Genomic DNA, 25614 nt, shown 5'->3' on the forward strand with positions numbered 1-25614 from the left:
GTACGCGGTGCTGCCCGAGGGCGCGGGCGCGCCGGTCGTGGACGCGGGCGCCGATGACGTGCCGGTACTGGAGATCGCCTCCGGCGGCCCGGCCTTCGGCGACCCGGCGGGCGCCCTGCACCGCGTCGAGCGCGGCGGCACCAGGACGCTGATCGCCAGGGACGGCCTGCTCTCCCCGACGGGAGTGGCGGCCGGGCCGGACGGCGCGTACTCCGTGTCCAGAAAGGGCCCAGAAAGGGCACAATGGCGGGTTCCGGGGAGGTGCTGCGGATCAGGGGGTGATGGATGGTCGGCGACGGCTCCGGGCGGGACGGGCGGCCGGAGGACCGGCGGCTCTCATGGCTCGAAACCGGAAATGGATCGTTCCCAATGCGGTCAGGCGGCTGTTCCCTTCTCTGCGGTGGCCAGGAAGTCCTGGGCGATGAGCGGCAGCCGACGGCGGGCGTGCACGACGGCGATGACGCGCCGCACCGCGGGTTCGAGCGAGCGCACCACCAGGCCCGCGCGTCCGGCCTGCTCGGCCAGGCCGCGGTACCACAGCAGCGACGCCTGCCCGTTGCGTACGGCCTTGAGCCAGCCGTTGCGTTCGTCGGTCTCGAGCACGACCACCGGGGTGACCGCGAACTTGCCGAACATCGCGTCGAGCTCTCTGCGCCGCATGCTGCCACGGGCGGGCAGCGCCAGGCGCATGCCGTTCAGCTTGCCCATGGGCACCGGGTTGGGCAGGTCGAGCCCGGGGGGTGAGATCAGGACGATCTCCTGGCGTTCGAGTGGATGGGTGATGAGATCGGTGGGCACGGGCAGGTCCGTGAGACCGAGGTCGGCCCGTTGGTCCCGGATGGCGCTGACGACGCCGTCACGGCCGTCGCAGCGGACGATGTGCACGCGTACGCCCGGATGCGCTGCCGCGTAGGCGGGAAGCAGGCGGCCGGCCAGTCCCGGTTCGAGGCTGGGTGTGGCGGCGATGCGGAGCTCCGCCTCGGTGACCGTGCTCTGGTTGGCCAGGCCCTCGATCTCGTGAACCGCGTCGAGCGCCTCCCTCGCCAGCTTGACCACTCGCCGTCCGTGCGTGGTGACGACCACCCCGCGACCGGAACGTGCGAAGAGCGTCATGCCGAGCTCGCGCTCGAGATCGCGGATCGCGCGGGACAGTGCGGGCTGCGCGATGTAGAGCGACCTGGCCGCGTCGGTCATGGTGCGGTGCTCCGCAGTCGCGACCACATAGCGGAGCTGCTGGAGATTCATGCAAGAAAGCTAGGACACCACCCGCCGCCCGGACCGGGAGATAGCGGAGATCACCTCGAATGATTTCGGACTGTGACCGAGCACTGCTACATCCGTGACGGGTGATACATCAGTATGCTTTTGCCCCAAATTTGCCAAGGGCCCGGCAAGTCGCCGCACAAAGCTGGGCATTGCGGACAACGGGGCAAACGGGGAGACAGTGTGACAGGGAACGGGCAATATCCACCCCCGCCCCCAGGGCCAGGGCAGCCTCAGCGGCCACCCTCGTTACCCTGGCCGCCGCCGGGCCACCGGCCGTCGGGGGGCGGGCAGGGGAGCCCGTACCCGCCGCCGCCCCCGCCGCCGCCGCCTCCTCGGGGGAATCCGTACCAGCCCGCGCCGGCTCATCCGCAGGGGCCCTACCCGCCGCCGCCCCATGGGCCGCACGGGCCACAGCGACCTCCCGGGCCGCATGGGCCCCAGGGGCCGCACGGTCAGCCCTACCGGCAGCCGCCGCCTCCGCCACCGCCGCCCATGCCGCCACCGCCCATGCCGGGGCGGCAGTGGCAGCCGCAGCCGCGCAGGAAGCAGGGGATGGGCGTCGGCGGGGTGCTCGGTGTCGTGTTCGGGTCGCTGGCGGCGCTCTTCGTGCTGATCGTCGTCGGGGCGGTGCTGATCGACCGGGCGGCGGGCTCGGACACCTCGACGCCGCTCGCGATCCCGACGTACGAAGCGTCGGACGACCCCCACGACCGCCACTCGGACCGGCCCTCCGACGACCCGTCCGACGAGCCCTCGGACCGGGAGACCGACGAGCCCACCCGGCAGCCGACCCAGGAGCCGACCCGGCAGCCGGAGGAGCCCGAGACCACGGTCACGCTCGACACGAGCCTGAAGAACAACACCATGTACAGGGCCGGCACGCTGCCCCGGCACAACTGCCGGGCGGGCAACGCCAGCATTCACAGCCACAGCCAGCTCAAGGCGCTGATCCTGAAGACCGGCAAGTGCATGGACCGGGCCTGGCAGCCGATCCTGGACAAGCAGGGCATCCGGTTCAGCCCGCCCGGCTACGCCATCGCGTCCGGACGGGGCAGGGGCGCGTGCGGCGACTATCCGTCGGCGGGGAGCATCGTGCCGTACTACTGCCCGCGCAACAACACCATCTACGCCTCCACCTCGGCCATGGCCAGGGGCAACGGCAACGCCCGCGGGTACGGCCAGATCATCTCGTGGCACGGCGGCATCATCAGCATGATGGCCCACGAGTACGGCCACCACGTCCAGAACATCACCGGCCTGATGGACTCGTGGTGGCGCTCGACCCTCGACTCCGGCAGCCAGAGCGGCAAGCTGGCGCTGAGCCGGCGCCTGGAGTTGCAGGCCACCTGCTTCGGCGGCATGTGGATGCGGTCGGTGGCGTCGTCGTACCCGGTGAGCACGGCCGATCGCGGCCGGCTGTTCGCGTTCTACGCGCAGGTGGGCGACTATCCCGGCTGGCCGCGCGACCACGGCAAGCCGGTCAACAACAACCGGTGGTTCCGGCAGGGGTGGGAGCGGAACAAGGCGTACCAGTGCAACACGTGGCTGGCGCCCTCTTCGACGGTCTCCTGATGGACGTGGGACGTTCATCTCAGCTTGAGCACATGTCCCTGTTGTCCATATAAGGGGACTAGACTCCTGGCAATCTTCTGCCTTTGTGGGCAAATACCAGGTTTCTCCTGGTAAGGCATATAAGGAGCCAGGTGTGAGCAATCGCGATGGGGATGAACCCGTGCCAGAAGGCAGGAAACGGCGCCCCACGCGACGATCCCGCTCGTCCACCGACCCCGGCTCCGGCACGGCGGCCAAGCCCGCGTCCCGCTCGCCCCGGCCCTCCCGGTCGCCCCGGTCGTCCGGCGAGCCCGCTCCCGGCCCGGCCGGTTCCGCGCCCGGCGCGGGGGCCGCGCCTGACGCCACGCCCACCCCGGACTCCGCCTCACCCCGCGCGGCCTCCCCGGATTCCGGAGCGCCCGACGCGGCCTCCGCGCGGCCCCGGCCGCGCAGGAGCACCACACCGGGCTCCGGACCGCGTGAGGCGGCCGCCCCGGGCTCCGGAGAGCGTGCCACGAGGCCCGCCAGGCGGCCCGCGAAACCCACGGGGGCCCGCGACGCCCGGCCGGACTCCGGGCCCGACTCAGGGCCGGGCTCAGGGCGAGGCTCCCGGCCCGACTCCGGACCCGACTCAGGGCGAGGCTCCCGCCCGAACTCCGGGCCGGACTCGGGACGAGGCTCCCGCCCGAACTCCGGACCGGACTCGGGACGGGGCTCGGGACGGGGCTCCGGGCAGGGCGCGCCGCGGTTCGCCAAGCCGCTCACGACCGGCTCGGTCCTGGGCTGGACGGCCCTGTCCGCCCTCGTCCCCGGCGCCGCCCACCTGCGGGCCGGGCGCCGCCGCACCGGCCTGGTGCTGGTCAGCCTGTACGCGATGCTGCTGCTGGCGGTCCTGGCCTACGGCCTGAGCGTGCTCGGCGACCTGTCGAACGCCGCACTGCTCGCCCGGGACGGCGTGCTGGTCACGGTGATCGTGGTCGCGTCGGTGTGCGCGCTGGCCTGGTTCGCGGTGGTGGTGTCCTCGTACGTGGCGCTCGGCCCCAGCAGGCTGCACCAGCAGGGCCAGGTGGTGACCGGCATCGTGGTGGGCGTGTTGTGCGTGGCGGTCATGTCGCCGTTCGCGCTGGCCACCAGCAAGGTGCTGGCCGCGCGCGACACGATCGGCAGCATCTTCCGCTCCACTCCGGAGCCCGGCGTCCCCCAGGTGGGCCAGGACCCCGAGAACCCGTGGGGCGACAAGGACCGGGTGAACTTCCTGCTCATCGGCGGTGACGCGGCGGGCAACCGCACCGGCGTGCGTACCGACAGCATGAACGTGGCCAGCGTCGACCTCAAGACCGGCGCCACCGTCCTGTTCAGCCTGCCGCGCAACCTCCAGCACGTACGCTTCCCGGCCGGTTCCCCGCTGCACAAGCAGTTCCCGCACGGCTTCATGGCCGAACTGCCCAACGGCGGCCTGCTCAACGAGGTCTGGCAGTACGCCAACGACAACCCGCAGATCATGGGCGGCAAGAACAAGGGCCCGCAGGCCCTGATGGACGCCATCGGCCACACGCTCGGCCTGGACATCGACTACTACATGCTGATGAACATGTACGGCTTCGCCGACCTCGTGGACGCCATCGGCGGCCTCAAGATCCGCGTGGAGCAGGACGTCAAGTGGGGCGGCCTGTACGGCACGGCGGGCACGATCAAGGCGGGCTACCGCAAGCTGACGGGCGAGCAGGCCCTCTGGTACGGCCGTTCGCGCGTCGGCAGCGACGACTTCTCCCGCATGGCCCGCCAGCGCTGCGTCATCGGCGCCTTCGCCCAGCAGGCCACGCCCACCGTGATCCTCTCCCGGTTCGAGCAGATCGCCGGGGCGGCCAAGCGGCTGGCCGAGACGAACATCCCGCGTGACCTGCTGCCGCCGCTGCTCGAACTGGGCGTCAAGGTCAAGGACGCCAAGATCACCAGTCTGCAGTTCGTGCCGCCGGAGTTCTACTCGGGCCGCCCCGACTGGGCGAAGATCCGCCAGGCGACGAAGAAGGCGATCAGCGACTCGACGCGCCCGCGCCGCGCCCAGACCGCGAACGTGAGCGCCTCCCCCAGCGGCGCCCGCGCCACGCCGCCGACGCCCACGACGACGCCCACGGCGGCGCAGGCGCAGAAGCCCGCTCAGCCGTCCGCGCAGACGTCCACCCAGCGCCGTCCGACGCAGACGCCCACCCAGAACTCCCAGGCCATCGACGACCTCTGCGGCCTCTGACCCTCTGCGGCCGCTGACCGGCCGCGAAAACCCCGCGGAACGGGCTCGGCGTCACACCAGCGCCGAGTTCTTCCTCGGCAGCAGCGCCAGGGCCCCGACGTAGATGACGGCCGCCACGATGAGCAGGCCCTTGTAGCCGATCACCAGTGCCGCGTACTCCAGGCACCCGCCGACCATGGCGCCCAGCAGGTTCGCGCCGAAGGACGTGGTGGCGTCGGCGGTCTCGGCGAAGCGCTTGGCGAAGACCACGTTCGCGGCGAAGATCGGCAGGAACGCCACCGTCACGGCCGCCACCGCGCGCACCGGCAACGGCAGCGACAGCAGCCACTCGTTCGGCACGAGCCAGGCCAGCAGCAGGCCCGCGAACAGCACGCCGTACATGACCGGCAGCGGCGGCGTGCGGAAGCGGCGGGTCACCTCGACGGCGGCGAGCACCGCGACGAGCACCCCGGCGAAGACGATCGCGTTGACCACCCACGTGGTGCCGAACAGCAGCGCGAACCCGGTCACGCTCTTGGTCTCCAGCAGCATGAAGCCCACGCCCAGCAGGAACAGGTCCGCGTACGGGCGCATCCGCTGGTAGGGACCGGCCACGACGCGCACCGCGAGCAGGCTGACGATGAGGATCAGGGTGAGCGTGATGATGTAGATCGGCGGGATCGTGGCGTCCTTCAGGTAGAGGAACGGCCGGTCGTCGCCCGCGGGCTCGGGGGTGCCGGCGGCGGCGCCCGGCCACTCGGCGGCGCAGCGCTGGTCGGCGGCGGACAGCCCGGCGGTGATCACGGCCTGCTGGCCCGCGGTGCTGACGACGTCGACGCACGGCTTGTGGCCGAAGGCGTTCTGCATGGTCGAGGCCAGGCGGTCGACCAGCCAGCTCTCCCGGTAGTAGTTGTACATCGAGAACGTGCCGCCCGGCCTGAGGTGGTCGCGGGCGGCCCGCATGGCCTCCTCGGTGAACAGGTAGCTCTCCAGGCGCAGCGAGCTGGCGCCGGAGACGAGGGTGAGCGAGTCGGGCAGCGCGAAGAGGATGAGGTCGTACTTGGCGGCGGTGCGCTCCAGGAAGGCGCGCCCGTCGGTGACGTGGGTGGTGACGCGCGGGTCGTCGTAGGGGCGGTCGGGGTGCGTCGAGCCGCCCAGTTCGCGCAGCTTGGGGTCGATCTCCACGGCGTCGACGCGGGTGGCCCCCTTCGACAGGGCGATGGCCACGTCGGTGCCGCTGCCCGCGCCGACGATGAGCACGTCTTTGGGCGGCTTGGTGGTGCGTTCGTACGGCAGGCCGTACTGGGCCTCCCATTGCAGGCGAGCGGCGGCGGGCACGGCCTGCTGGTGCGGGATGCCGTTGACCGCGATGTCGGTGACGGGGACGCCGAGCTGCGTGAGCTGCTTGGTGGTGACCTTGTAGTACGGCGACCAGATGGCCCCGGCGGTGAGCGTCTCGGTCAGCAGCAGCCCGACCACGCCCAGGGCGGGCACGACGACGAGCCCCACGTACAGCGAACGCGGCCGGGGCACCAGCAGCAGCGCGTAGCAGACGGCGGCGATCAGCCCCCAGAAGACCGGCGGCGCGCTCAGGAAGGACAGCGCGGTGAACGCCGCGATGCCGGTGAGGCTGCCGATCAGGTCGTAGCGGTACGCCTCCAGGCGGGGCAGCTCGGGGAAGCAGCGTCCGACCAGCTCGGCGGGGCCCATGAGCACGACGGCGGCGGCGCAGAAGATCACCGGCAGGATCGCCCAGGCGGGCGGCCCGCTGGTGGACAGGCTCGTCCAGTACAGGACGCCCTCGGTGTTGCGGTCGACGGTGACCGGGAACAGCAGCACGACGATGACCAGCACCGCGAGCACGACGGGCGAGTAGTACGGCTGCCGCCGCGAGCGCCCCACGCGCAGGAAGCCGAGCCCGATCCCGAGGAAGGAGCCGAGCAGCACGAAGTTGGTGAAGTAGCTGAGGTGGACGATGTTGGATCCGGTCCACCGGATCAGCGCGAGTTCGAGGAAGAGCATGAAGGCGCTGGCGAGCACGAGCCTCGGCCGCACCGCCAGCCAGTGTGCCTTCTCCCCGTCACCGACCGGCTTCTGCGCCTGGAGCGTCATAACGCCTCACCGTAGTGAACCGAGCGAGAACAGGGAAGTCTCGCCGCCCGGAAGAAATGACGTCCGCCGGCGCCCTCGTCGCTAGGCGTGCTCCCGGTTGAAGACGCGCGTCCCGATCGCCAGCGACACCGCCGCGAACACCACGGTGACCGCCACGCCGACGCCCACGGTGCCGGTCGCGTAGCGGCCGTGGAAGAGGTCGCGCAGGGCCTCCAGCACGTAACGGAACGGGCTGAGGCGGGAGAGGCCGTCGAGCCAGCCGGGCGCCATCGACATCGGCAGGAACGAGCCGGACAGCAGGACCAGCGGCACCACCGCCGTGGTCATCACCGGCGGGAAGAGCTGCTCGTCGATGGTGAGCGCGATCGCGTACGACAGCGCGGCCAGGCTCGCCCCGAGCACCATGACGAGCACGAACCCGCCGGCCAGCCCGAGCGCGGGAGCGCGCAGGCCGAAGGCGAAGGCCACGGCGAGCAGCAGCGCCGTCTGGACGGCCAGCGTCACGACGTTGTCGAGCACCCGTCCGAGCAGCAGCGCCAGGCGGCTGGCCGGGGTGACGCGCAGCCGCTCCAGCACGCCCGTGCGCTTCTCGAAGACGATCCCGAAGCCGGCCATCCCCGCGCTCATCAGGCCGAGCTGGACGATGAGGCCGGGCACCAGCGTCTCCCAGGCGCCGAACGTGGCGAAGATCGGCCCGAACAGCACCAGGAACAGCAGCGGCTGGATCGCGCCGAAGACGACGCCCACCTTCTGCTGGAGCGTGGTGCGCACGCCGTGGCGGAACAGCACCCAGGTGTCGCGCGGCATCAGGCCCCCGTTCCCGGCGCGGCGCTCTCCTCGCGCAGCGACCTGCCGGTGAGGTCGAGGAAGACGTCGTCGAGCGTGCGGCCACCGGTCTTCAGCTCGGCCGGGGCGCCCTCGGCCACGATGCGGCCGTGGTCGATGATCAGCACCCGGTCGCAGAGCGCGTCGGCCTCGTCGAGGTAGTGGGTGGTCAGGAACACGGTCATCCCCCGGTCGGCGCGCAGGGCGCGGATGTGGTCCCACAGGCCGGCCCGGCTCTGCGGGTCGAGGCCGGTGGTGGGTTCGTCGAGGAAGAGCAGCACCGGGTGGTGCAGCAGCGCGAACGCGAGGTCGAGGCGGCGGCGCCGGCCGCCGGAGAGCGTGGCGGGGGCCTTGGTCTCCTGCCCGGTGAGGTCGAGGGCGGCCAGGACCTCCTCCATCCTGGCGGCGACCACGGGGCGGCTCAGGCCGTACAGCAGGCCCTGCAGCTCCAGCTCGCCCTTGGCCGGGGTGAAGGACGGCACGCCGCCGCCCTGGGCGACGTAGCCGATGCGCCGCCGCACCTGCCTCGGCTCGGCGAGCAGGTCGTGGCCGGCCACCGTGGCGGTGCCGGCGGTGGGGCGCAGCAGGGTCGTCAGCATGCGCATGGTCGTGGTCTTGCCGGCGCCGTTCGGACCGAGGAACCCGACGATCTCGCCGGGCGCCACAGAAAGGTCGACGCCTCTGACGGCTTCCGCGCCGTCCTTGAAGGTCTTGCCCAGACCCGAAGTCTTGATCATTTTATCGCCTCCAAAATTTAAGTAACCACAATTTTGGAGTCACTGCAAACTTGGTACGATGGGCGGCATGCGAGAGGGCCTGCGGGAGCGGAAGAAGCGCGAGACGAGGGAGCGCATCTCGGACATCGCGACGGGCCTGTTCATGGCCAGGGGCTTCGACAACGTGACGGTGGCCGAGGTGGCGCAGGCCGCCGACGTGTCGGTCAACACGGTGTTCAACTACTTCAGCACCAAGGAGGACCTCTTCGCCGACCGGCAGGAGGTGGCGATCGACCTGCCGGTGCGGGTGCTGCGGGAGCGGCGGCCGGGAGAGAGCGTGGTACGCGCGTTCCGGCGCGACTACCTCGACGCGATCGACACCCGCGACTGGCGTCACGGCCTCAACGCGGGCAACGACGTGTTCGCCAGGATCGTCAACGACAGCCCCGCGCTGGTCGCCCGGATGCGCGAGGTCGGCGTCGGGCGGGAGCGCGCGCTGGCGCGGGCGCTGGCCGACGAGTTCGGCGCCGACGCCGACGACCTCGCGCCGGAGATGGCGGCGGCGTACCTGCTGGGCACCACGCGCATCCTGACCGAGCACGCTGTGGCGATGCTGCTGGCCGGCGAGCCGTGGGAGCGCGTCGCGCCGCTGCTCAGGACGCAGGCGGAGCAGGCGTTCGACCTGCTGGAGGCGGGGCTGGGGGCGTGGGGAGGCCCCGCCGCGACCCTAGTAGCCGCCCTCCGAGGCGGCGCCGATGATGCCGGCCGTGAGCCCGAGCGCGACGAGGACGAGCGTGAGGATTAGCAGCGCCGAGCTGACGATGCCGCAGATGCGCCCGGCCTGGATGTGGCCGCGGTTGTCGTAGTAATGGCCGCTGGCGTCGATCTCGCGCAGTGCCTTGTTGCCCATCGACCACGCGAAGGGGCCGATGAAGGTGCACACCACCAGGCTGAGGATGCCCAGCACGAGGATCGTGGTGCCGTTGGGGTGGCTCTGCGGGGCCTGGCCGTAGGGGCCGGGGCCGTAGTTGGGGTAGGACACCGTCGCTCGGCTCCCTCTCTTTGGGGGCAGGTGCGATTTTATACCACAGTCTCCTGCTTGATCATGTTGCGTCATCATGGTGGGGCACAAGATCCATGCCTTAGGAGCCTGCCCCCGTGCGTGAACGCACCCGCGACTTCCTCTCCCACCGGCACTTCCAGCGGTTCATCATCGCCGTCATCCTGATCAACGCGGCCACCCTCGGCCTCGAGACCTTCCCGGCCGTCGTGGAGCGCCACGGCACCCTGCTGACCGTGGTCGACCACGTCGCGCTCTACATCTTCGCCGCCGAGCTGGCCGCCAAGCTGTACGTCGAGCGCACCGCCTTCCCGCGCGACCCCTGGAACCTCTTCGACACCCTCATCGTCGGCGTCGCCTTCGCCTCCACCACGGGCGGCCTGTCGGTGCTGCGCTCCCTGCGTATCCTGCGCGTGCTGCGGCTGCTGTCGGTCGTGCCGAGCCTGCGCCGCGTGGTCTCGGCGCTGCTGCGGGCGATGCCGGGGATGAGCTCGATCGTCGTGCTGCTGTCGCTGGTGCTGTACGTGGCCGCCGTCATGGCCACCAAGCTCTACGGCGAGACCGCGCCCGACCGCTTCGGCAGCCTGCCGACCTCGCTGTTCACCCTCTACCAGACGATGACCGGCGACGACTGGGGCAACATCGCCCGTGAGGTGATGACCCGGCACCCCACGGCCTGGATCTTCTTCGCGACGTTCATCCTGGTGTGCACCTTCGTGGTGCTCAACCTCTTCCTCGCCGTCGTGGTGAGCGCGATGGACGAGGAGAACGCCGAGGAGCGGGCCGCGATGGAGAGCTCCACGCACCAGGCCCAGCTCGCGCTGGCGGACTCCGCCGACCAGGCCCGGCGCGTGCTGGAGGACTCGGCGGGGCAGGCGCAGCGGATCCTGGACGAGCTGGCCGAGCTGCGCAAGGAGGTCGCCGAGCTGCGCGGGCTCCGCGCGGAGGCGCCGCCGGCGACGGCCACCGGCGGCGCGCGGAACAAGCGGGGCCGATCGGGCGGCCGGGCCCGCCGCGCGACCTGACCGGCCCCCACCGCCCCACCGCAACTACCGGGAGTAGTGCTCCACCACGAGCTGCTCGTCCACGGGGATGGCGATCTCCGCTCGCTCCGGCCGGCGGGTCAGCGTGAAACGCAGGTCCGGCAGCTCGACCGACAGGTACGCCGCCGTCCGCTCGTCGGCGTGGACGCCCTCGGCCGCCGCCACGAAGGGCTGCATGCGGCGGGAGCGCTCGCGTACCGTCACCACCTGGCCGGGCTTGACCAGGTAGCTGGGGATGTCCACCTTGCGGCCGTCGACGGCGATGTGGCCGTGGTTGACGTACTGCCGGGCGGCGTAGATCGACGGGGCCAGGCCGGCGCGCAGCACGAGCGAGGCCAGGCGGCTCTCCAGGATCGTGACCAGCTCGGCGCCGGAGGCGCCCGACTTGCGTACGGCGAGGTCCCAGTAGCGGCGGAGCTGCCGCTCCGACACGTCGTAGTACCAGCGCAGCTTCTGCTTCTCCATCAGCCGCAGCCCGTAGTCGCCGGTGTTGCGGCGGTTGGTCTTGCGGCCGTGCTCGCCCGGCGGATAGGGGCGCTGCTCGAAGTAGCGGACGGCTTTCCTGGTCAGCGGCACGCCCGCGCGACGCGACAGTCGCACCTTCGGACCGGTGTAGCGCACGTTCACCTCGATGTGATTAGGTAATCCTTACTTAGGCAAGGCTAACCTATCACTGCCGTCGCCCTCAAGGAGGCGCCCATGTTGCCGATCCCCGAGCGGGTCCGCACCCTCGCCGCGACCGCCGACGTCGCCAAGCTCTCCGTCGACGGCGCGCCCTCCCCCGCCCGGGGCGGGGTGGACCCGCGCGGGCGGCCGGTGCTGCTGGTACGTCCCGGCGAGGCGCTGCACGGCCTGCGCGAGGACGCCGTCGTGGCGGTGAACCTGACGGCGATGCGGCAACTGGGCTCCGTGACGCACCCGCGAGGGCTGATCGAGGTGCAGGGCTGGGCGGAGGCCGTACCGGAGGCCGAGGCGCGCTCGGCGGCGGTGGCGGTGGCCGCGCACTGCGCGGACGAGAGCCTGTTCGAGGCGCTGGAACGGTTCGGCCGGCCGGACGCGCCCCGGCTGCTGCGACTCGACGTGGGACAGGTCGTGTACCTGACGGGACAGGAGTCGGGGCTCCTGGACGCCGACGACTACCTGGCGGCGGCGCCCGACCCGCTGACGGACACGGCCGAACGGGCGCTGGCCCACGTCAACGCCTCGCACCGCCCGCAGCTCGCGGCCGGGGTGGCGCGGCAGCTCGGTGAGCGGGCCGACGAGGTGTGGCTGTGGGAGCTGGACCGGTTCGGGGCGACGGTACGGGTGGACGAGTCGCTCGTGCGCTTCCCGTGGCCGACGCCCGCGCGTTCGAGCCTGTGCCTGGAGACGGCGCTGCGCGGGCTGCTCTGCGCCTGCTGAGCCCCGAGCGGCCGCGCGCCGCCGGTCAGGCGTCGTTGCGCGGTGCGCGCGAGCGGGCCATCCCGTCGAGGAGGTAGCCGAGGCCCTCGTCGAACGTGGTGTCCCACTCGTGGTCGAGGCCGTGCTCGGCGAGGGCGGGGTAGCGGCCGGCGTGCTCGCCCAGGAACACCCCCGCGCCCGTCTCGCCGCGCCCCTCCCAGGTCACCTGCATGATGACCGAGCCCATCACATAGTTGGACAGACTGTACGCCGCCGCCTTCGGCGCACCGAACCCGGCGGCCGTCAGCGTCTGGTAGAGGAACTCCGTGCGCTCCAGCGCGTTCGGCCCCAGGAGCGGCCGGTCGAGGAGCGTGGCCGACCACGGGTGCCGGAGCAGGGTCGCGCGCCAGCCGCGCATGAGCCCGCGCACCCGCACCCGCCAGTCGCCCTCCGGCCCGCCCGCGTCCGCCTCGCCGCGTGGCACGCGGACCTCCTGGAAGATCGCGTCGAGGGCCAGGTCCAGGACGTCGTCCTTGGTCTTGACGTGCCAGTAGAGCGTGGTCGAGCCCGTGCCGAGGCGTTCGGCCAGCCGGCGCATGGTCAGGCGGCCGACGCCCTCCTCGTCGAGCAGCGCCAGCGCCTCCTCGACGATCCGGTCGAGCGTCAGCGTCTGCCTGGGCGCCCGCTGGGGGCGCGACCACACGGTGTCCACCTCGGAATAATACGTTGTACGGATGACCGGATCGATGGTCTAGTAAGTAGAACGTTGGTCGAGGAGGAGGGCCTCATGGGACACGTCGACGTGAGCGGGGTGACGTACCTGCTGCCGGACGGGCGGCCGTTGCTGCTGGAGGTGTCGTTCAAGGTGGGCGAGGGCGCCAAGGCCGCGCTGGTGGGGCCGAACGGCGCGGGCAAGACCACGCTGCTGCGCCTGATCGCCGGCGAGCTGACGCCGATGGACGGGCGGATCACGGTCGGGGGCGGGATCGGGGTCATGCGGCAGTTCCTCGGCGAGGGGACCGTGCGCGACCTGCTCGTGAACGTGGCCCCGCGCCGGGCCCGCGAGGCCCTCACGGCGCTGGAGCGGGCCGAGGCGGCCCTGGCCGCGTGCGACGACGAGCCGCACCAGCTCGGCTACGCCCAGGCCATCGCCGACTACGCCGACGCGGGCGGCTACGAGCTGGAGGTCGTCTGGGACGTGTGCGCCACCGAGGCGCTGGGCCTGCCGTACGAGCGGATCAAGGACCGGAGCCTGGCCACGCTGTCGGGCGGTGAGCAGAAGCGGCTCATGCTGGAGGCGCTGCTGCGCGGCCCCGACGAGGTGCTGCTGCTCGACGAGCCCGACAACTACCTCGACGTCCGCGCCAAGCAGTGGCTCGAACGCGCGATCAGGGCCTCGGCCAAGACCGTGCTGCTCGTCTCGCACGACCGGCGGCTGCTGGCCGAGGCCGCCGATCGCGTCGTCACCGTCGAGGGGCGGGGCGTGTGGGTGCACGGCGGCGGGTTCGCGAGCTACGCCGAGGCGCGCAGGCAGCGCAAGGAGCGGCTGGAGGAGCGGCGGCAGCGCTGGGAGGAGGAGCGGGCCCGGCTGCGGCGGCTGGTGCACACGCTGCGGCAGCGCTCGGCCGGCAACGACGCGCTGGCGGGGGCGTACCAGTCGGCGGTGACGCGGCTGGAGCGCTTCGAGCGGGCGGGGCCGCCGGAACGCGCGCCCAAGGAGCAGAACGTCCGCATGCGGCTGCGCGGCGGGCGCACCGGCAAGCGGGCGGTCGTCTGCGCGGACCTGGAGCTGACCGGGCTGCTACGGCCGTTCTCCACCGAGATCTGGTACGGCGAGCGCGTCGGCGTGCTCGGCATGAACGGCACCGGCAAGTCGCACTTCCTGCGCCTGCTGGCCGGCGAGCCGATCGCGCACCGGGGCCTGGCCCGCCTGGGCGCCCGGGTCTCCCCCGGCCGGTTCGCCCAGACGCACCTGCGGCCCGACCTGCAGGGAAGGCTCGTGGCCGAGGTGGTGATGCGCGAGCACGCGATGACCCGCAACGAGGCGATGGCGGCGCTGGCCCGCTACGAGCTGGCCCCGGCGGGCGGGCAGCCGTTCGAGACGCTGTCGGGCGGGCAGCAGGCGAGGCTGCAGATCCTGCTGCTCGAGCTGTCGGGGGCGACGCTGCTGCTGCTCGACGAGCCGACCGACAACCTCGACCTGGCCAGCGCGGAGGCGTTGCAGCGGGGGCTCGGCGGGTTCGAGGGGACGGTGCTGGCCGTCACGCACGACCGGTGGTTCGCCGACGACCTCGACCGATACCTGATCTTCGGCGCGGACGGGGTGGTGCGGGAGAGCGGCGAACCCCACTGGGACCTCTAACCCGCCCGGGTCGAGGCGGCGCGGCTCAGGGGGGTGAGCGTCATGCTCTCGGCCACGGCGTCGTCCACGGCCTCGGGTGACAGCACGTGGTCCAGCACCATCACCGCGCACCCGCTGATGCCCGCCCCGGCCCTCAGGCGGCTCGGCTCGATGCGCAGCCGCCGGGTCGCCAGGGCCGTGGAGCGGCGGTAGACGACCTCGCGGATGCTCGACACGAGCGGCCCGAACGCCTCCGCCACGTCGCCGCCCAGGACGACCACCGACGGGTTGAGGATGTTGACCGCCCCGGCCAGCACCTCCCCGATCCGCCGGCCGGCCTCGCGCACGGTGGCCATCGTCTCGGCGTCGCCCGCACGCACCAGCGCCGTCACGTCACCGATGGTCTTGACGTCCTTGCCGAGCGCCCGCAGGTCGCGCAGCAGCGCGGTGCCGCTGGCGACCGAGTCGACGCAGTCGAGGTTGCCGCAGCGGCACAGCACGCCGCCCCCGTCGAGCACGGGGATGTGGCCGATCTCGCCCGCCGCCCCGAGCGCGCCGCGCAGGATGCCGCCACCGGCGATCACGCCCGCGCCGATGCGCGTGGAGATCTTCACGAACATCAGGTCGTCCAGGTCGGGGTAGGCGCCCCGGTGCTCGCCGATGGCCAGCACGTTGACGTCGTTGTCCACGAGCACCGGCACGGGGAAGCGCTCGTGGATGCGCGGGGGGATCACCACGCCGGTCCAGGAGGCCATGACGCGGGCGCTCTCCGTACGGCCCTGGGCGAACTCGACCGTGGCCGGCACGCCCATCCCGACACCCCTGATCATCGAGCGCGGCCGGTCGCCGAGCAGCTCGTCCCAGGTGTCCATGAGCAGGGGCAGCACGACGTCGGGCCCCTCCTCCACGTCCATCGTGAACTCGCGGCCGGCCAGCTCGCTCCCGGCCAGGTCGCACACGGCGACCCGGGTGCGGCTGGCGCCGAGCGCCGCGACGAGCACCACGCCGCCCGCGGCGTTGAACTCCAGCCGGACCGGCGGCCGCCCGCCCGTGGAGGGGGCGTCGGTGCGCTCCACGACCAGGCCGCGCTCCAGCAGCTCGCCGACGCGCAACTGCACCGCGGGGCGCGACAGGCCGGTCACCCGGCCGAGGTCGGCCCGCGTCACGGCCTCTCCGGTGCGGATGAGGCGGAGCACCTCGCCACTCGTGGCGAGCGCGGCGGCGGTACGTCGTGGCATCGGCTAAGTGAACCACACGGGGTTACGTAATGAAAAGTCGAGACTTTTTTATCTCGCGTGCCAAAACTCTGCTTGTATAGGACCCAAACTCTCGATAGTGTCCGTTCTGTCCTTGCTTGGTAGATCATCGGAGCCCCTCACCGTGTCCACCACGTCCGCCGCACCCGCCACCTCCACCGCGCCCGCCGTGCCCACCGCGCCTGCCGCCTCCGCCGCGGCCTCCGCTGTCCGGCACAGCGCCGACCTCGTCGTGTTCGGCGGCACCGGCGACCTGTCCATGCGCAAGCTGCTCCCTGCGCTCTACCACAGCGACCGGGAGGGCCGGCTCGCGCCGGAGACCCGCGTCATCGCCATGTCCCGGGGCGGGCTGACCGACGCCGACTTCCGCGGCAAGGTGGACGCCGAGGTCCGCGGCCAGGTCCCGGTCGACGACCCGGCCGAGTGGCAGCGCTTCCTGGAGCGCCTGCACCACGTCTCGGTGGACGTCGGAGGCGAGAACCGGTCCGGCTGGAGCACCCTGACCCGGCTCCTGGCGGGGCACGAGCAGCGCGACCGGGTCTTCTACCTGGCCAGCCCGCCCAGGACGTTCGGCCCCTTCTGCCGCGAGCTGCAGGACGCCGGCCTGGTGACCCCGCGCTCGCGGGTGGTGCTGGAGAAGCCGCTCGGCCACAACCTGCCCAGCGCGCAGCGCATCAACGACGAGGTCGGGGCCATCTTCGACGAGCGCCAGATCTTCCGGATCGACCACTACCTGGGCAAGGAGACCGTCCAGAACCTGCTGGTGCTGCGCTTCGCCAACGCCTTCCTGGAGCCGATCTGGAACTCCCTGTGGATCGACCACGTCCAGATCACCGCCGCCGAGACCGTCGGCACGCCGGGCCGGCGCGGGTACTACGACCACGCGGGCGCGCTGCGCGACATGGTGCAGAACCACCTGCTCCAGCTCCTGACGCTGACCGCGATGGAGCCGCCGGCCCGCAACGACCGCGAGGCCATCCGCGATGAGAAGGTCAAGGTGCTCCAGGCGCTGCGCCCGATCACCGGCGGCGAGGTCGGCCGGTTCACCGTGCGCGGCCAGTACACCGCGGCCGGCGACATGCCGGGCTACCTCGACGAGCCCGCCTCCACGGCGCCCACCGAGGCGTCGCGGCGGGTGGAGACGTTCACCGCGATCCGGGCCGAGGTCAAGAACTGGCGGTGGGCGGGAGTGCCGTTCTACCTGCGTACGGGCAAGCGGATGCCGTACCGGCGCTCGGAGATCGTGGTGCAGTTCAAGGACGTGCCGCACTCCATCTACCCCGGCGGCACGCCGAACCGGCTCGTGCTGCGGCTGCAGCCCGAGGAGGGCATCGAGCTGCACATCATGGCCAAGGAGCCGGGCGCGGGCGAGGTGTCGCTGAAGCCGGTGCCGCTGTCGCTGAGCTTCGGCAAGACGTTCACGGCGCGGGTGCCCGAGGCGTACGAGCGGCTGCTGACCGACGTGCTGGCCGGGAACCCGACGCTGTTCATGCGCCGTGACGAGGTCGAGGCGGCCTGGCGCTGGATCGACCCGATCCTGGACGCCTGGTCGGCCGATCCCGCCCTGCCCGAGCCCTACCCCGCAGGAACCACCGGCCCCGCCGGAGCCCACGAACTGCTCGGCCGCAGCGGTCGCGCGTGGCACGAGGAGGAACTGTGAACCCCGTCATCCAGGAGATCACCGACCGCATCGCCGAGCGGAGCGCTGCCAGCCGGGCCGCCTACCTGACGCGGATCCGGCGCGACGGCGAGGCGGCCAGGGCCAAGGGTCCCGCCCGCGCCCACCTCGGCTGCGCGAACCTCGCGCACGGCTTCGCGGGCGCCCCCGCGGAGGACAAGCCGGCGCTGCGCGCCGCGGCCAAGCCCGGCGTGGCCATCGTGACCAGCTACAACGACATGCTGTCCGCGCACCAGCCGTACGAGACGTACCCCGGGGAGCTGAAGGCGGCCGTGCGCGCGGCCGGGGGCGTGGCGCAGGTGGCGGGCGGCGTTCCCGCGATGTGCGACGGCATCACGCAGGGCCGGGCCGGCATGGAGCTGTCGCTCTACAGCCGCGACGTGATCGCCATGGCCGCCGCGATCGCGCTGTCGCACGACATGTTCGACGCCTCCCTGCTGCTGGGCGTGTGCGACAAGATCGTGCCCGGACTGTTCATCGGGGCGCTGCACTTCGGGCACCTGCCCGCGATCTTCGTACCGGCCGGGCCGATGACCTCGGGCCTGCCGAACAAGGTCAAGGCGCGCACCCGGCAGCTCTTCGCCGAGGGCAAGGTCGGCAGGGTCGAGCTGCTCGACGCCGAGGCCAGGTCGTACCACTCCCCCGGCACCTGCACCTTCTACGGCACCGCGAACTCCAACCAGGCGCTCATGGAGGTCATGGGCCTGCACCTGCCCGGCTCGACGTTCGTCAACCCGCACACCGAGCTGCGCCACGCCCTCACCGAGGCGGCCGGCCGCCGGGCGGTGGAGATCACCGCGCACGGCGCGGAGTACACGCCGATCGGCGAGCTGGTCGACGAGCGGTCGATCGTGAACGCCTGCGTCGCGCTGCTGGCCACCGGCGGCTCCACGAACCACACGCTGCACCTGGTGGCCATGGCCGCCGCCGCCGGCATCGTACTGACCTGGGACGACCTCGCCTGCCTGTCACGGGTCGTGCCGTCGCTGACCAAGATCTACCCCAACGGCGAGGCGGACGTGAACCACTTCCGCGACGCCGGCGGCATGCAGGTGCTCATCGGCGACCTGCTCGACGAGGGGCTGCTGCACGACGACGTCATGACGGTGGCCGGCCCCGGCCTCGGCCGCTACCGGCAGGCGCCGGAGCTGGTGGACGGCGAGCTGGTCTGGGCGCCCTTGACCGGCGGCAGCCAGGACCTGGACGTGCTGCGGCCGGTCTCCGCCCCGTTCTCGGCCGACGGCGGCATCCACATGCTCGAGGGCAACCTCGGCCGCGCGGTCAGCAAGGTCTCGGCGGTCAAGCCCGAGCACCTGGTGATCGAGGCTCCGGCCAAGGTCTTCGACGACCAGCTCGACCTGCTGAAGGCGTTCGAGGCGGGCGAGCTGGACGGGCAGGACTTCGTGGCGGTCATCCGCTACCAGGGCCCGAGCGCGAACGGCATGCCGGAGCTGCACAAGCTCACGCCGCCGCTGGCCGTGCTGCTCGACAGGGGGCAGCGGGTGGCGATCGTCACCGACGGCCGCATGTCGGGCGCGTCCGGCAAGGTTCCCGCGGCCATCCACCTGTCGCCCGAGGCCTCCGACGGCGGTCCGATCGCGCTGGTCCGCGAGGGCGACGTGATCAGGCTCGACTCGGCGGCGGGCACCCTTGAGCTGCTGGTGCCCGCCGAGGTGCTGGCCGGGCGCTCCCCCGAGGGCCGCCCGCTGAGCGACGCGCAGTGGGTCGGCACCGGCCGCGAGCTGTTCGCCACCTTCCGCAGGATGGCCGGGCACGCCGAGCAGGGCGCGGGCATCTTCGGGGTGAGCGGCGCAGAGTCGCCGGACCACGGCCCGGGGCTGGGGTTCCCCGTGGAGGCCGGCGCCTCGCACCTGGAGACGGGCACGCCGGTCGGCGCGCGGCCCGCCGGGCTCGCCCGGTGAGCGGACCCCAGGCACGACGGTGTCACTTGGAGGCTCACTACAGTGCTCAGTACGGTGCCCGGCACGGTGCCAGGCGTCCGTCCGGAGGTATGCGTGAGTGCCTTTGACCTTCCCTGGCTCGTCGCCGACATCGGGGGGACCAACGCCCGGTTCGGCCTGGTCACCTCGCTCGGAGCGCGCCCGTCCCACGTCGCGGTGCTGGCCGGGGCCGACTACGCGACCCTCCCCGAGGCCGTGGCCGCCTATCTCGCCGAACACGCGGGCGGCGTACGGCCGGGGGCGGCCTGCCTGGCGCTGGCCGGTCCCGTCGAGGGCGACGACTACCGGCTGACGAACTCCGCGTGGGCCGGCTCCGTACGCGAGCTGGGCATCCCGTACGCCCGCCTGCTCAACGACTTCGAGGCGCTGGCCGTGTCGCTGCCCCACCTGGAGGGCGACGACCTGGTGTCCCTGGGCGGGCCCGCGCCCGCGCACGGGGTCAAGGCGGTGCTCGGGCCGGGCACCGGGCTCGGCGTGGGCGGGCTGGTGCCGGTCGACGACGGCTGGTCCCCGATCCCCGGCGAGGGCGGGCACGTGACGGTGCCGGTCGTCGAGCCGCGGGAGTTCGAGGTCGTCCGGGCGCTGCGGGAGCAGGGGCTCGCGCACGTGGTGGCCGAGCACGTGCTGTCGGGGCCCGGCCTGGTGCGGCTGCACCGGGCGCTCGCCCTGGTGAACGGCGTCGGCGCCCCCGACCTGAGCGCCTCCGACATCGTGGCGCGGGTCGACGACTCGTTGTGCGCGGAGACGATCGAGCTGTTCTGCGGGATGCTGGGGGGCTTCGCCGGGAACGTGGCGCTGACCCTGGGTGCCCGTGGAGGGGTGTACCTGGCCGGCGGAGTGCTGCCCCGTATCGTGGAACGTGTGCGCACCAGTGGCTTCCGTACGCGGTTCGAGTCCAATCCCGACATGGCCGCCTACCTCGCGGGGATCGGCACCGTGCTGATCGTCGCGCCGCAGCCGGGCATGACGGGCGCGGCCGCCTGGCTGAGCCGGCGCGCCCGCAGGGAGCTGGTGGGCTGAGCGCGGCGCGCGGCCGTGCCGAGCACAGGGACGGCCGCGCGACCCCCGCGCGACCACCGCGTGACGACCCGGCCTCGCGACGAGGCCGACGAGGGGCCTCGAACGGGGCCGACGATGCGGCCTCGCAGAGGGCCGATGAGGAGAAGGAATCCATGAGCTTGCTCGATCTCGCCCCAGTGATCCCCGTCGTGGTGATCGAGGACGCCTCGACGGCAGTCCCGCTGGCCCGCGCGCTGGTGGCCGGGGGTCTGCCGGTCATCGAGGTCACCCTGCGCACCCCGGCCGCGCGTGAGGCCATCGCCAGGATCGCCGACGAGGTGCCCGAGGCCGTGGTGGGCGCGGGCACGATCCGGACGACCGACGACATCGCGGGGTCCGTCGCGGCCGGGGCCAGGTTCCTGGTCTCGCCGGGCACGACGCTGTCGCTGGTCGAGGCGCTCGACTCCAGCGGGGTCCCGTACCTGCCGGGGGTGGCCACCGTGTCCGAGGCGATGGCGCTGGCCGAGCGGGGGATCAAGGAGCTGAAGTTCTTCCCCGCCGAGGCGGCGGGCGGCGTGCCGTACCTGAAGTCGCTGGCCGGGCCGCTGCCCGACCTGCGCTTCTGCCCGACCGGCGGCATCCGCGTGAACACCGCCCCCGACTACCTGGCGCTGCCGAACGTGGGCTGCGTCGGCGGCACCTGGCTCACCCCGGCCGACGCGCTGGCCGCGGGCGACTGGGGGCGCGTGGAGAAGCTCGCAGCCGAGGCCGCGGCCCTGCGCTGACCCGGGAGAGCGATCTCCGCGCACACGGAGATCACCGCTCCTCACTGAGCGTGTATCACCACGCGGCAGCCGGGTACGCCAGGACATGTAAAACCGCAGCCCCGGGAAGCCCCTTTCGCTCCTCGGAGAGCGAAAGGGACATTGATGCCGACGGAAACGGTCAGTCAAGCACAGCCCCTGGCGGACGAGCGCCCCGCGTCCCAGCCGGGCAGCCTCGAGCGCGGGATCGACCTCCTTCTCGCGCTCAGCGCCGCCTCGCGCCCGGTCACGCTGTCGCAGCTCTGCCGCGTCACCGGCCTGCCCAAGTCCACCGCGCACCGGATCCTGGGCGTGCTGTGCTCGCGCGAGCTGGCCCGGCGGGTGGGCAACGGGTACCTGCCGGGCGAGCTGCTGGAGTCGATGGCGGGCATCACCAGGGCCCGCGTGCCCGGCACGCGCAAGGCGGTGCTCCCGTACCTGCTCTACCTGTACGAGACCACCAGGCAGACGGTGAACCTGGCCGTCCCCTCGGGCCTGGAGGCCCGCTACGTCGAACGCCTGTACGGCCACAACCGGGTCGGCTCGCGCTCCGACGGGCACGACCGGGCTCCGCTGCACTGCACGGCGACCGGCAAGGCGCTGCTGGCCTTCGACCCGAGGCTGCGCCAGGAGCTGCTGGCACGCGGAACGTTCGAGCGGATGACGCGCCGTACGATCACCGGCCTGGCCGCGCTGGAGCGCGAGCTGGCCCAGGTCCGCAGGCACGGCATCGCCTACTCCCAGGAGGAGTACACCGAGGGCGTGGCCTGCGTGGCCGCGCCCGTCTTCGGTCCCGGCGGGCGCGTCTGCATGTCGCTCGGCGTGGCCGCGCCCGCCCATCAGGCGCCGCTGGCCAAGCTGGGCATCTCCGTACGCGGCGCCGCCCAGGCCATCTCGGCCATGCTCCTCGGCGTCTGACCGCGTTCCGATCATCGGAACACCGACCGATCTTGGGACCGGAAGTGTTCCATTGGCCGAAACCCCCGATTGCGGGCGCGCCTCCCGGGACGATCACATCGAGGCATGAACGTCCCGTCCGCCGCGGGGACCCGAGCGTGGGCGGCCGGATCCCGGGAGGTCGCACGTGCCCAGAGGACTGCCCAGGGCCACCCTGATGGAGAGCCTGCGCCTGACGGGGGTCCTCGTGCCACCGGGCGCCGCGCACGCGGCGTACGGCCGCGACCCGCTGCGCTCCCGTACGCTGCTGGCCACCCTCGAATCCCGCTACGGCGGCCGGCCCGTGCTGGTGCGCGGGCTGCGCGGCCAGGTCCTGCTGGTCCTGTCCAAGCGCGACGCCCTGCGGGTGCTGAGCGAGGACGACGACGCCTACGGCCCGGTGCTCTGCGAGCGCCCCTTCGACCTGTCCGCGGACGTGCTGCGCCCGCGCTTCATCGAGATCGCCACGGCCGAGGCCGAGCAGGTGACCAGCGGCGTGCTGGACCACGCCCGCCTGAACTCCTGCTGGCAGCGCGTGGCCAGGCGCTGCGTCTACGGCGACGGCGCGGCCCGCGACGAGGAGCTGACCCGGCTGCTCGAGGGGGTCATGCGGGCCGGGCGGTGGCGGGCCAGGCGGCGACAGGAGATCCTCTCGGGCCGCTACGACGCCCGCATCATCGACCACCTGCGCAGGGCCGAGCCGGGCAGCCTGGCCGGGCTGATCGCGGAGACGCCGGAGCCCGAGTCACGCGGGCTCATGCAGGCGGCGTTCTGGCTCATGGGGCTGGGCTCGACCGCGGCAGGGCTGACGCAGACCCTGGCGCTGCTGGCCGCCCACCCGCCCCACCGCAAGTCGGCCCGCGCCGACCCCGACTACCTGCGGGCCTGCCTGCGCGAGGGCCTGCGCCTGTGGCCGCCGGTGCCGGCCCTGTCGCGGGTCACGACCGCCGAGACCGAGTGGTACGGCGTCACCCTGCCCGCGGGCAGCACCGTGCTCGTGCCGGTCGCCGCCCACCAGCGCAGCCCGCGCCTGCCGTACGCGAACACGTTCGCCCCCGAGATCTGGCTGGACGGGACCGCCGCCGACGAGTGGTGGGCCCGGCCGGGCTGTGACGGCGTGAACCTCACCCTCGCCGTCGGCACCGCCTTCCTGGCGGCCGTCCTGCGCACGGCCCGGCCCAAGCCGGTCGGACGGCTGCTGTCGCCGCACCGTCCGCTGCCCCAGGCGATCGACCTGACCCGGCTGCGCGTGTCGATGCGCCCCCTGCGGCGCGACCCTGCTCAGGGCTAGTGGCCTACGGGCAGGCCCTTCCTCCGTTAGAGTCTTGGGGTACAAACGGGATGCCGGGCGGCGGAACGGTTCGGGTGCCAGGGACGAACCGGCGGGAGGAACGGTTCGGGTTGAGACGGGATGACGACGGCGAGAGGACGGCGACGTTGGGGCGCTCCGCAGGCACTCCTCTCCAGCCGGATGACCCGCCGGCGATCGGCCCCTACGAGCTGGCCAGCCGTCTCGGCTCCGGTGGCATGGGGGTGGTCTACCTCGCCAAGGGCGCCGACGGCTCGCGGGTGGCGCTCAAGGCGATCCGGCGCGACTTCACCGCCGACCCCGTCTACCGGGCGCGCTTCCACGAAGAGGTGTCCAACGCGCGCAAGGTGGCCTCGTTCTGCACGGCGCGGGTGCTCGACCACGGCGAGGACCACGGCGTCCTCTACCTCGTCACCGAGTACATCGACGGCATCTCCCTGGAGGACCACCTCATCGAGCACGGCGCGCTGTCGCCGTCGGTGCTGCACTCGGCGGCCGTGGGCGTGGCCGCCGCGCTGACCGCGATCCACGCGGCGGGCCTGGTGCACCGTGACCTCAAACCGGCCAACGTGATGCTGACCCTGGCGGGGCCGCGGGTGATCGACTTCGGGCTGGCGCGCTCGACGCACGTCGACTCCCGGCACACCAACGCCGGCATGGTGATGGGCACCCCTGGCTGGATCGCTCCCGAGCAGGTCTTCGAGGGGCGGACGAGCCCGGCGGGCGACGTGTTCGCGTGGGGGTCGCTGATCGCGTACGCGGGGCTGGGCGGGCATCCGTTCGGCGAGGGCGACGCGTACGTGATGGCGGCCAGGGCCCGGCAGGCGCCGCCCGACCTGCGGGGGCTGCCCGCGCCCCTCGACCGGCTGGTCGCGACGGCCATCCACCCCGACCCGGCGCGGCGGCCCGCGGCCCGGCAGCTCCTGCTGGAGCTGGTGGGCGCGGCCGACGAGCCGGCGGCCCAGCTCGCCGCCACCAAGCACCTGACCAGCGCGTGGAACCCGTCGGAGTTCGGGCCGCTCATGCCGCCGCCGGTCGCGCCCGACCGCACGGGCCAGGTGCCCGGCCCCGCCGGGCCGCCGCGCCGCCCCGAGGGGCACCGGCCGCCGCCCGCGGAACGCACCGGCTCCACCCGCCTGCCCCAGCCACCGCCCGCCGAGCGCACCGGGCCCACCCCTGGCGCCTCCCGGCTGCCCCAGCCGCCACCGGCCGAGCGCACCGGGCCGACGCCGGGTTCGCCGCGCGGGCCGCACGTCCCCCAGCAGCCGCCACCCGCCGAGCGCACGGGGCCGACGGGCCGCATGCAGCAACCCCCGCCTGCCGAACGCACCGGGCCGACCGGCCGCATGGGGCAGCCGCCGCCCGCCGAGCGCACGGGGCCGACCGGCCGCATGCAGCAACCCCCGCCTGCCGAACGTACGGGGCCAACTGGCCGGATGAGGCAGCCCCCGCCCGCCGAGCGCGCCGGGCCCGGGCCTGGCTCGTCGTCGCGCGTGCGGCAGCCGCCGCCCGCCGAGCGCACCGGCCCGCTGCCGGGCGGCGCGCGGATGCCGCCGCCGCACCAGACCGGGCAGGGGCCGCTCCCCCACCACACGGGCCAGGGACCGCTGCCGCACCACTCGGTCACCGGCCAGGGACGGCTGCCGGGCTACCCGCCCGCGCGGCCGAAGCGGCGCGTGCTCACGGGCTGCCTGACCGCCCTGGTCATCGCGGCCCTGGTGATGGTGGGCCTGCTCACGCTGATGGGCTGGCTGTTCAGGTCCCCCGCCGTCGGCGAGGACGGGCCGGTGCAGGACGGCAAGCTGCGGTTCGCCGTCACGGACACCAAGTGCCCCAAGCCGGACAGCGCGGCGACGAAGCGTACGTGCCGGGTCGGCGTCGAGGTGAGCAACGTGGGCACGGAGGCCAGGGTGCTCTACCCGGGCCAGCAGAAGCTGATCGACGAGGACGACGCCCTGCACGGCGGCACCGGGCTGCTCGACGAGGCGGGCAAGGAGATCATGCCGATCCGGATCGAGGCGGGCCGCTCGTTCACCGGCACGCTGGTCTTCGAGCTGCCGAAGAACCTGGAGCCGGCGGGGCTCGAGGTGCACGACTCCGGCCTGAGCGCCGGGGCCAGGCTCAACCTGGGCTAGGCCGGGGCTAGGCCCC

Annotated in this window: 21 protein-coding genes; 13 read left to right on the top strand and 8 right to left on the bottom strand. The window is 72.9% G+C overall.

Annotated elements, in window-relative coordinates; all coding sequences use genetic code 11:
- Positions 1-375 precede the first annotated feature (375 nt).
- A complete protein-coding gene (locus ACZ6S0_RS29615; protein WP_344872277.1) occupies positions 376-1245 on the bottom strand; it encodes a LysR family transcriptional regulator in 870 nt (289 codons plus the stop codon).
- 513 nt (positions 1246-1758) lie between these two features.
- On the opposite strand from ACZ6S0_RS29615, the gene ACZ6S0_RS29620 reads away from it, so the two are divergent.
- Positions 1759-2838, top strand: a complete 1080-nt coding sequence (locus ACZ6S0_RS29620; RefSeq protein WP_465922585.1) for a neutral zinc metallopeptidase — start codon at positions 1759-1761, stop codon at positions 2836-2838.
- A gap of 133 nt (positions 2839-2971) precedes the next feature.
- Complete coding sequence (locus ACZ6S0_RS29625; RefSeq protein WP_465922586.1) at positions 2972-5065, top strand: LCP family protein; 2094 nt, start codon at positions 2972-2974, stop codon at positions 5063-5065.
- 51 nt (positions 5066-5116) lie between these two features.
- Here ACZ6S0_RS29625 and ACZ6S0_RS29630 read toward each other — a convergent pair whose 3' ends face one another.
- The 3 genes from ACZ6S0_RS29630 to ACZ6S0_RS29640 all read right to left on the bottom strand — a co-directional run bounded on the left by ACZ6S0_RS29630 (position 5117) and on the right by ACZ6S0_RS29640 (position 8718).
- On the bottom strand, positions 5117-7156 hold the full coding sequence (locus ACZ6S0_RS29630) for a spermine/spermidine synthase domain-containing protein (RefSeq protein WP_465922587.1): 2040 nt from the start codon (positions 7154-7156) through the stop codon (positions 5117-5119).
- A gap of 81 nt (positions 7157-7237) precedes the next feature.
- Positions 7238-7963, bottom strand: coding sequence for an ABC transporter permease (locus tag ACZ6S0_RS29635; protein ID WP_465922588.1), 726 nt, complete (start codon positions 7961-7963; stop codon positions 7238-7240).
- Positions 7963-8718, bottom strand: a complete 756-nt coding sequence (locus tag ACZ6S0_RS29640; RefSeq protein WP_465922589.1) for an ABC transporter ATP-binding protein — start codon at positions 8716-8718, stop codon at positions 7963-7965. The genes ACZ6S0_RS29635 and ACZ6S0_RS29640 overlap by 1 nt, the downstream gene beginning before the upstream one ends.
- A 67-nt stretch (positions 8719-8785) precedes the next feature.
- Here ACZ6S0_RS29640 and ACZ6S0_RS29645 point away from each other — a divergent pair, with 67 nt between their 5' ends.
- Positions 8786-9502 (top strand): TetR/AcrR family transcriptional regulator, encoded by a 717-nt coding sequence (locus ACZ6S0_RS29645; RefSeq protein WP_465922590.1) that lies wholly within the window; start codon positions 8786-8788, stop codon positions 9500-9502.
- Here ACZ6S0_RS29645 and ACZ6S0_RS29650 read toward each other — a convergent pair.
- On the bottom strand, positions 9425-9739 hold the full coding sequence (locus tag ACZ6S0_RS29650) for a DUF4190 domain-containing protein (protein ID WP_465922591.1): 315 nt from the start codon (positions 9737-9739) through the stop codon (positions 9425-9427). The two genes, ACZ6S0_RS29645 and ACZ6S0_RS29650, sit on opposite strands and share 78 nt — an antisense overlap.
- A 116-nt stretch (positions 9740-9855) precedes the next feature.
- Between ACZ6S0_RS29650 and ACZ6S0_RS29655 the strand changes: the two genes are divergently transcribed.
- Positions 9856-10782, top strand: coding sequence for an ion transporter (locus tag ACZ6S0_RS29655; RefSeq protein WP_465922592.1), 927 nt, complete (start codon positions 9856-9858; stop codon positions 10780-10782).
- Positions 10783-10806: 24 nt separating this feature from the next.
- On the opposite strand, the gene rpsD is transcribed toward ACZ6S0_RS29655, so the two are convergent.
- Positions 10807-11421, bottom strand: a complete 615-nt coding sequence (gene rpsD / locus ACZ6S0_RS29660; protein WP_465922666.1) for a 30S ribosomal protein S4 — start codon at positions 11419-11421, stop codon at positions 10807-10809.
- A gap of 78 nt (positions 11422-11499) precedes the next feature.
- On the opposite strand from rpsD, the gene ACZ6S0_RS29665 reads away from it, so the two are divergent.
- On the top strand, positions 11500-12201 hold the full coding sequence (locus ACZ6S0_RS29665) for a DUF2470 domain-containing protein (RefSeq protein WP_465922593.1): 702 nt from the start codon (positions 11500-11502) through the stop codon (positions 12199-12201).
- 25 nt (positions 12202-12226) lie between these two features.
- On the opposite strand, the gene ACZ6S0_RS29670 is transcribed toward ACZ6S0_RS29665, so the two are convergent.
- Complete coding sequence (locus ACZ6S0_RS29670; protein WP_465922594.1) at positions 12227-12892, bottom strand: TetR/AcrR family transcriptional regulator; 666 nt, start codon at positions 12890-12892, stop codon at positions 12227-12229.
- A gap of 75 nt (positions 12893-12967) precedes the next feature.
- Here ACZ6S0_RS29670 and ACZ6S0_RS29675 point away from each other — a divergent pair, with 75 nt between their 5' ends.
- Complete coding sequence (locus ACZ6S0_RS29675; RefSeq protein ID WP_465922595.1) at positions 12968-14542, top strand: ABC-F family ATP-binding cassette domain-containing protein; 1575 nt, start codon at positions 12968-12970, stop codon at positions 14540-14542.
- Here ACZ6S0_RS29675 and ACZ6S0_RS29680 read toward each other — a convergent pair.
- Entirely contained in the window at positions 14539-15759 is a 1221-nt protein-coding gene (locus tag ACZ6S0_RS29680) for an ROK family protein (RefSeq protein ID WP_465922596.1), read from the bottom strand. The two genes, ACZ6S0_RS29675 and ACZ6S0_RS29680, sit on opposite strands and share 4 nt — an antisense overlap.
- Positions 15760-16036: 277 nt before the next feature.
- On the opposite strand from ACZ6S0_RS29680, the gene zwf reads away from it, so the two are divergent.
- The 7 genes from zwf to ACZ6S0_RS29715 all read left to right on the top strand — a co-directional run bounded on the left by zwf (position 16037) and on the right by ACZ6S0_RS29715 (position 25598).
- Positions 16037-17437: a glucose-6-phosphate dehydrogenase gene (gene zwf / locus ACZ6S0_RS29685; protein WP_465922667.1), complete on the top strand. Its 1401-nt coding sequence runs from the start codon at positions 16037-16039 to the stop codon at positions 17435-17437.
- Positions 17434-19377, top strand: coding sequence for a phosphogluconate dehydratase (gene edd, locus ACZ6S0_RS29690; protein ID WP_465922597.1), 1944 nt, complete (start codon positions 17434-17436; stop codon positions 19375-19377). Before zwf ends, edd begins: the two co-directional genes overlap by 4 nt.
- A 93-nt stretch (positions 19378-19470) precedes the next feature.
- The gene (gene glk / locus ACZ6S0_RS29695) at positions 19471-20436 is read left to right on the top strand and encodes a glucokinase (RefSeq protein ID WP_465922598.1); all 966 of its coding nucleotides are present in this window, start codon (positions 19471-19473) and stop codon (positions 20434-20436) included.
- A 152-nt stretch (positions 20437-20588) separates the two neighbouring features.
- The gene (eda, locus tag ACZ6S0_RS29700; protein WP_344885798.1) at positions 20589-21200 is read left to right on the top strand and encodes a bifunctional 4-hydroxy-2-oxoglutarate aldolase/2-dehydro-3-deoxy-phosphogluconate aldolase; all 612 of its coding nucleotides are present in this window, start codon (positions 20589-20591) and stop codon (positions 21198-21200) included.
- 144 nt (positions 21201-21344) lie between these two features.
- A complete protein-coding gene (locus tag ACZ6S0_RS29705) occupies positions 21345-22136 on the top strand; it encodes an IclR family transcriptional regulator (protein WP_465922599.1) in 792 nt (263 codons plus the stop codon).
- Positions 22137-22302: 166 nt separating this feature from the next.
- Positions 22303-23445, top strand: coding sequence for a cytochrome P450 (locus tag ACZ6S0_RS29710; protein WP_465922600.1), 1143 nt, complete (start codon positions 22303-22305; stop codon positions 23443-23445).
- A gap of 146 nt (positions 23446-23591) precedes the next feature.
- A complete protein-coding gene (locus ACZ6S0_RS29715) occupies positions 23592-25598 on the top strand; it encodes a protein kinase domain-containing protein (protein WP_465922601.1) in 2007 nt (668 codons plus the stop codon).
- Positions 25599-25614 lie beyond the last annotated feature (16 nt).

The sequence above is a fragment of the Nonomuraea sp. NPDC051298 genome, assembly GCF_055586305.1.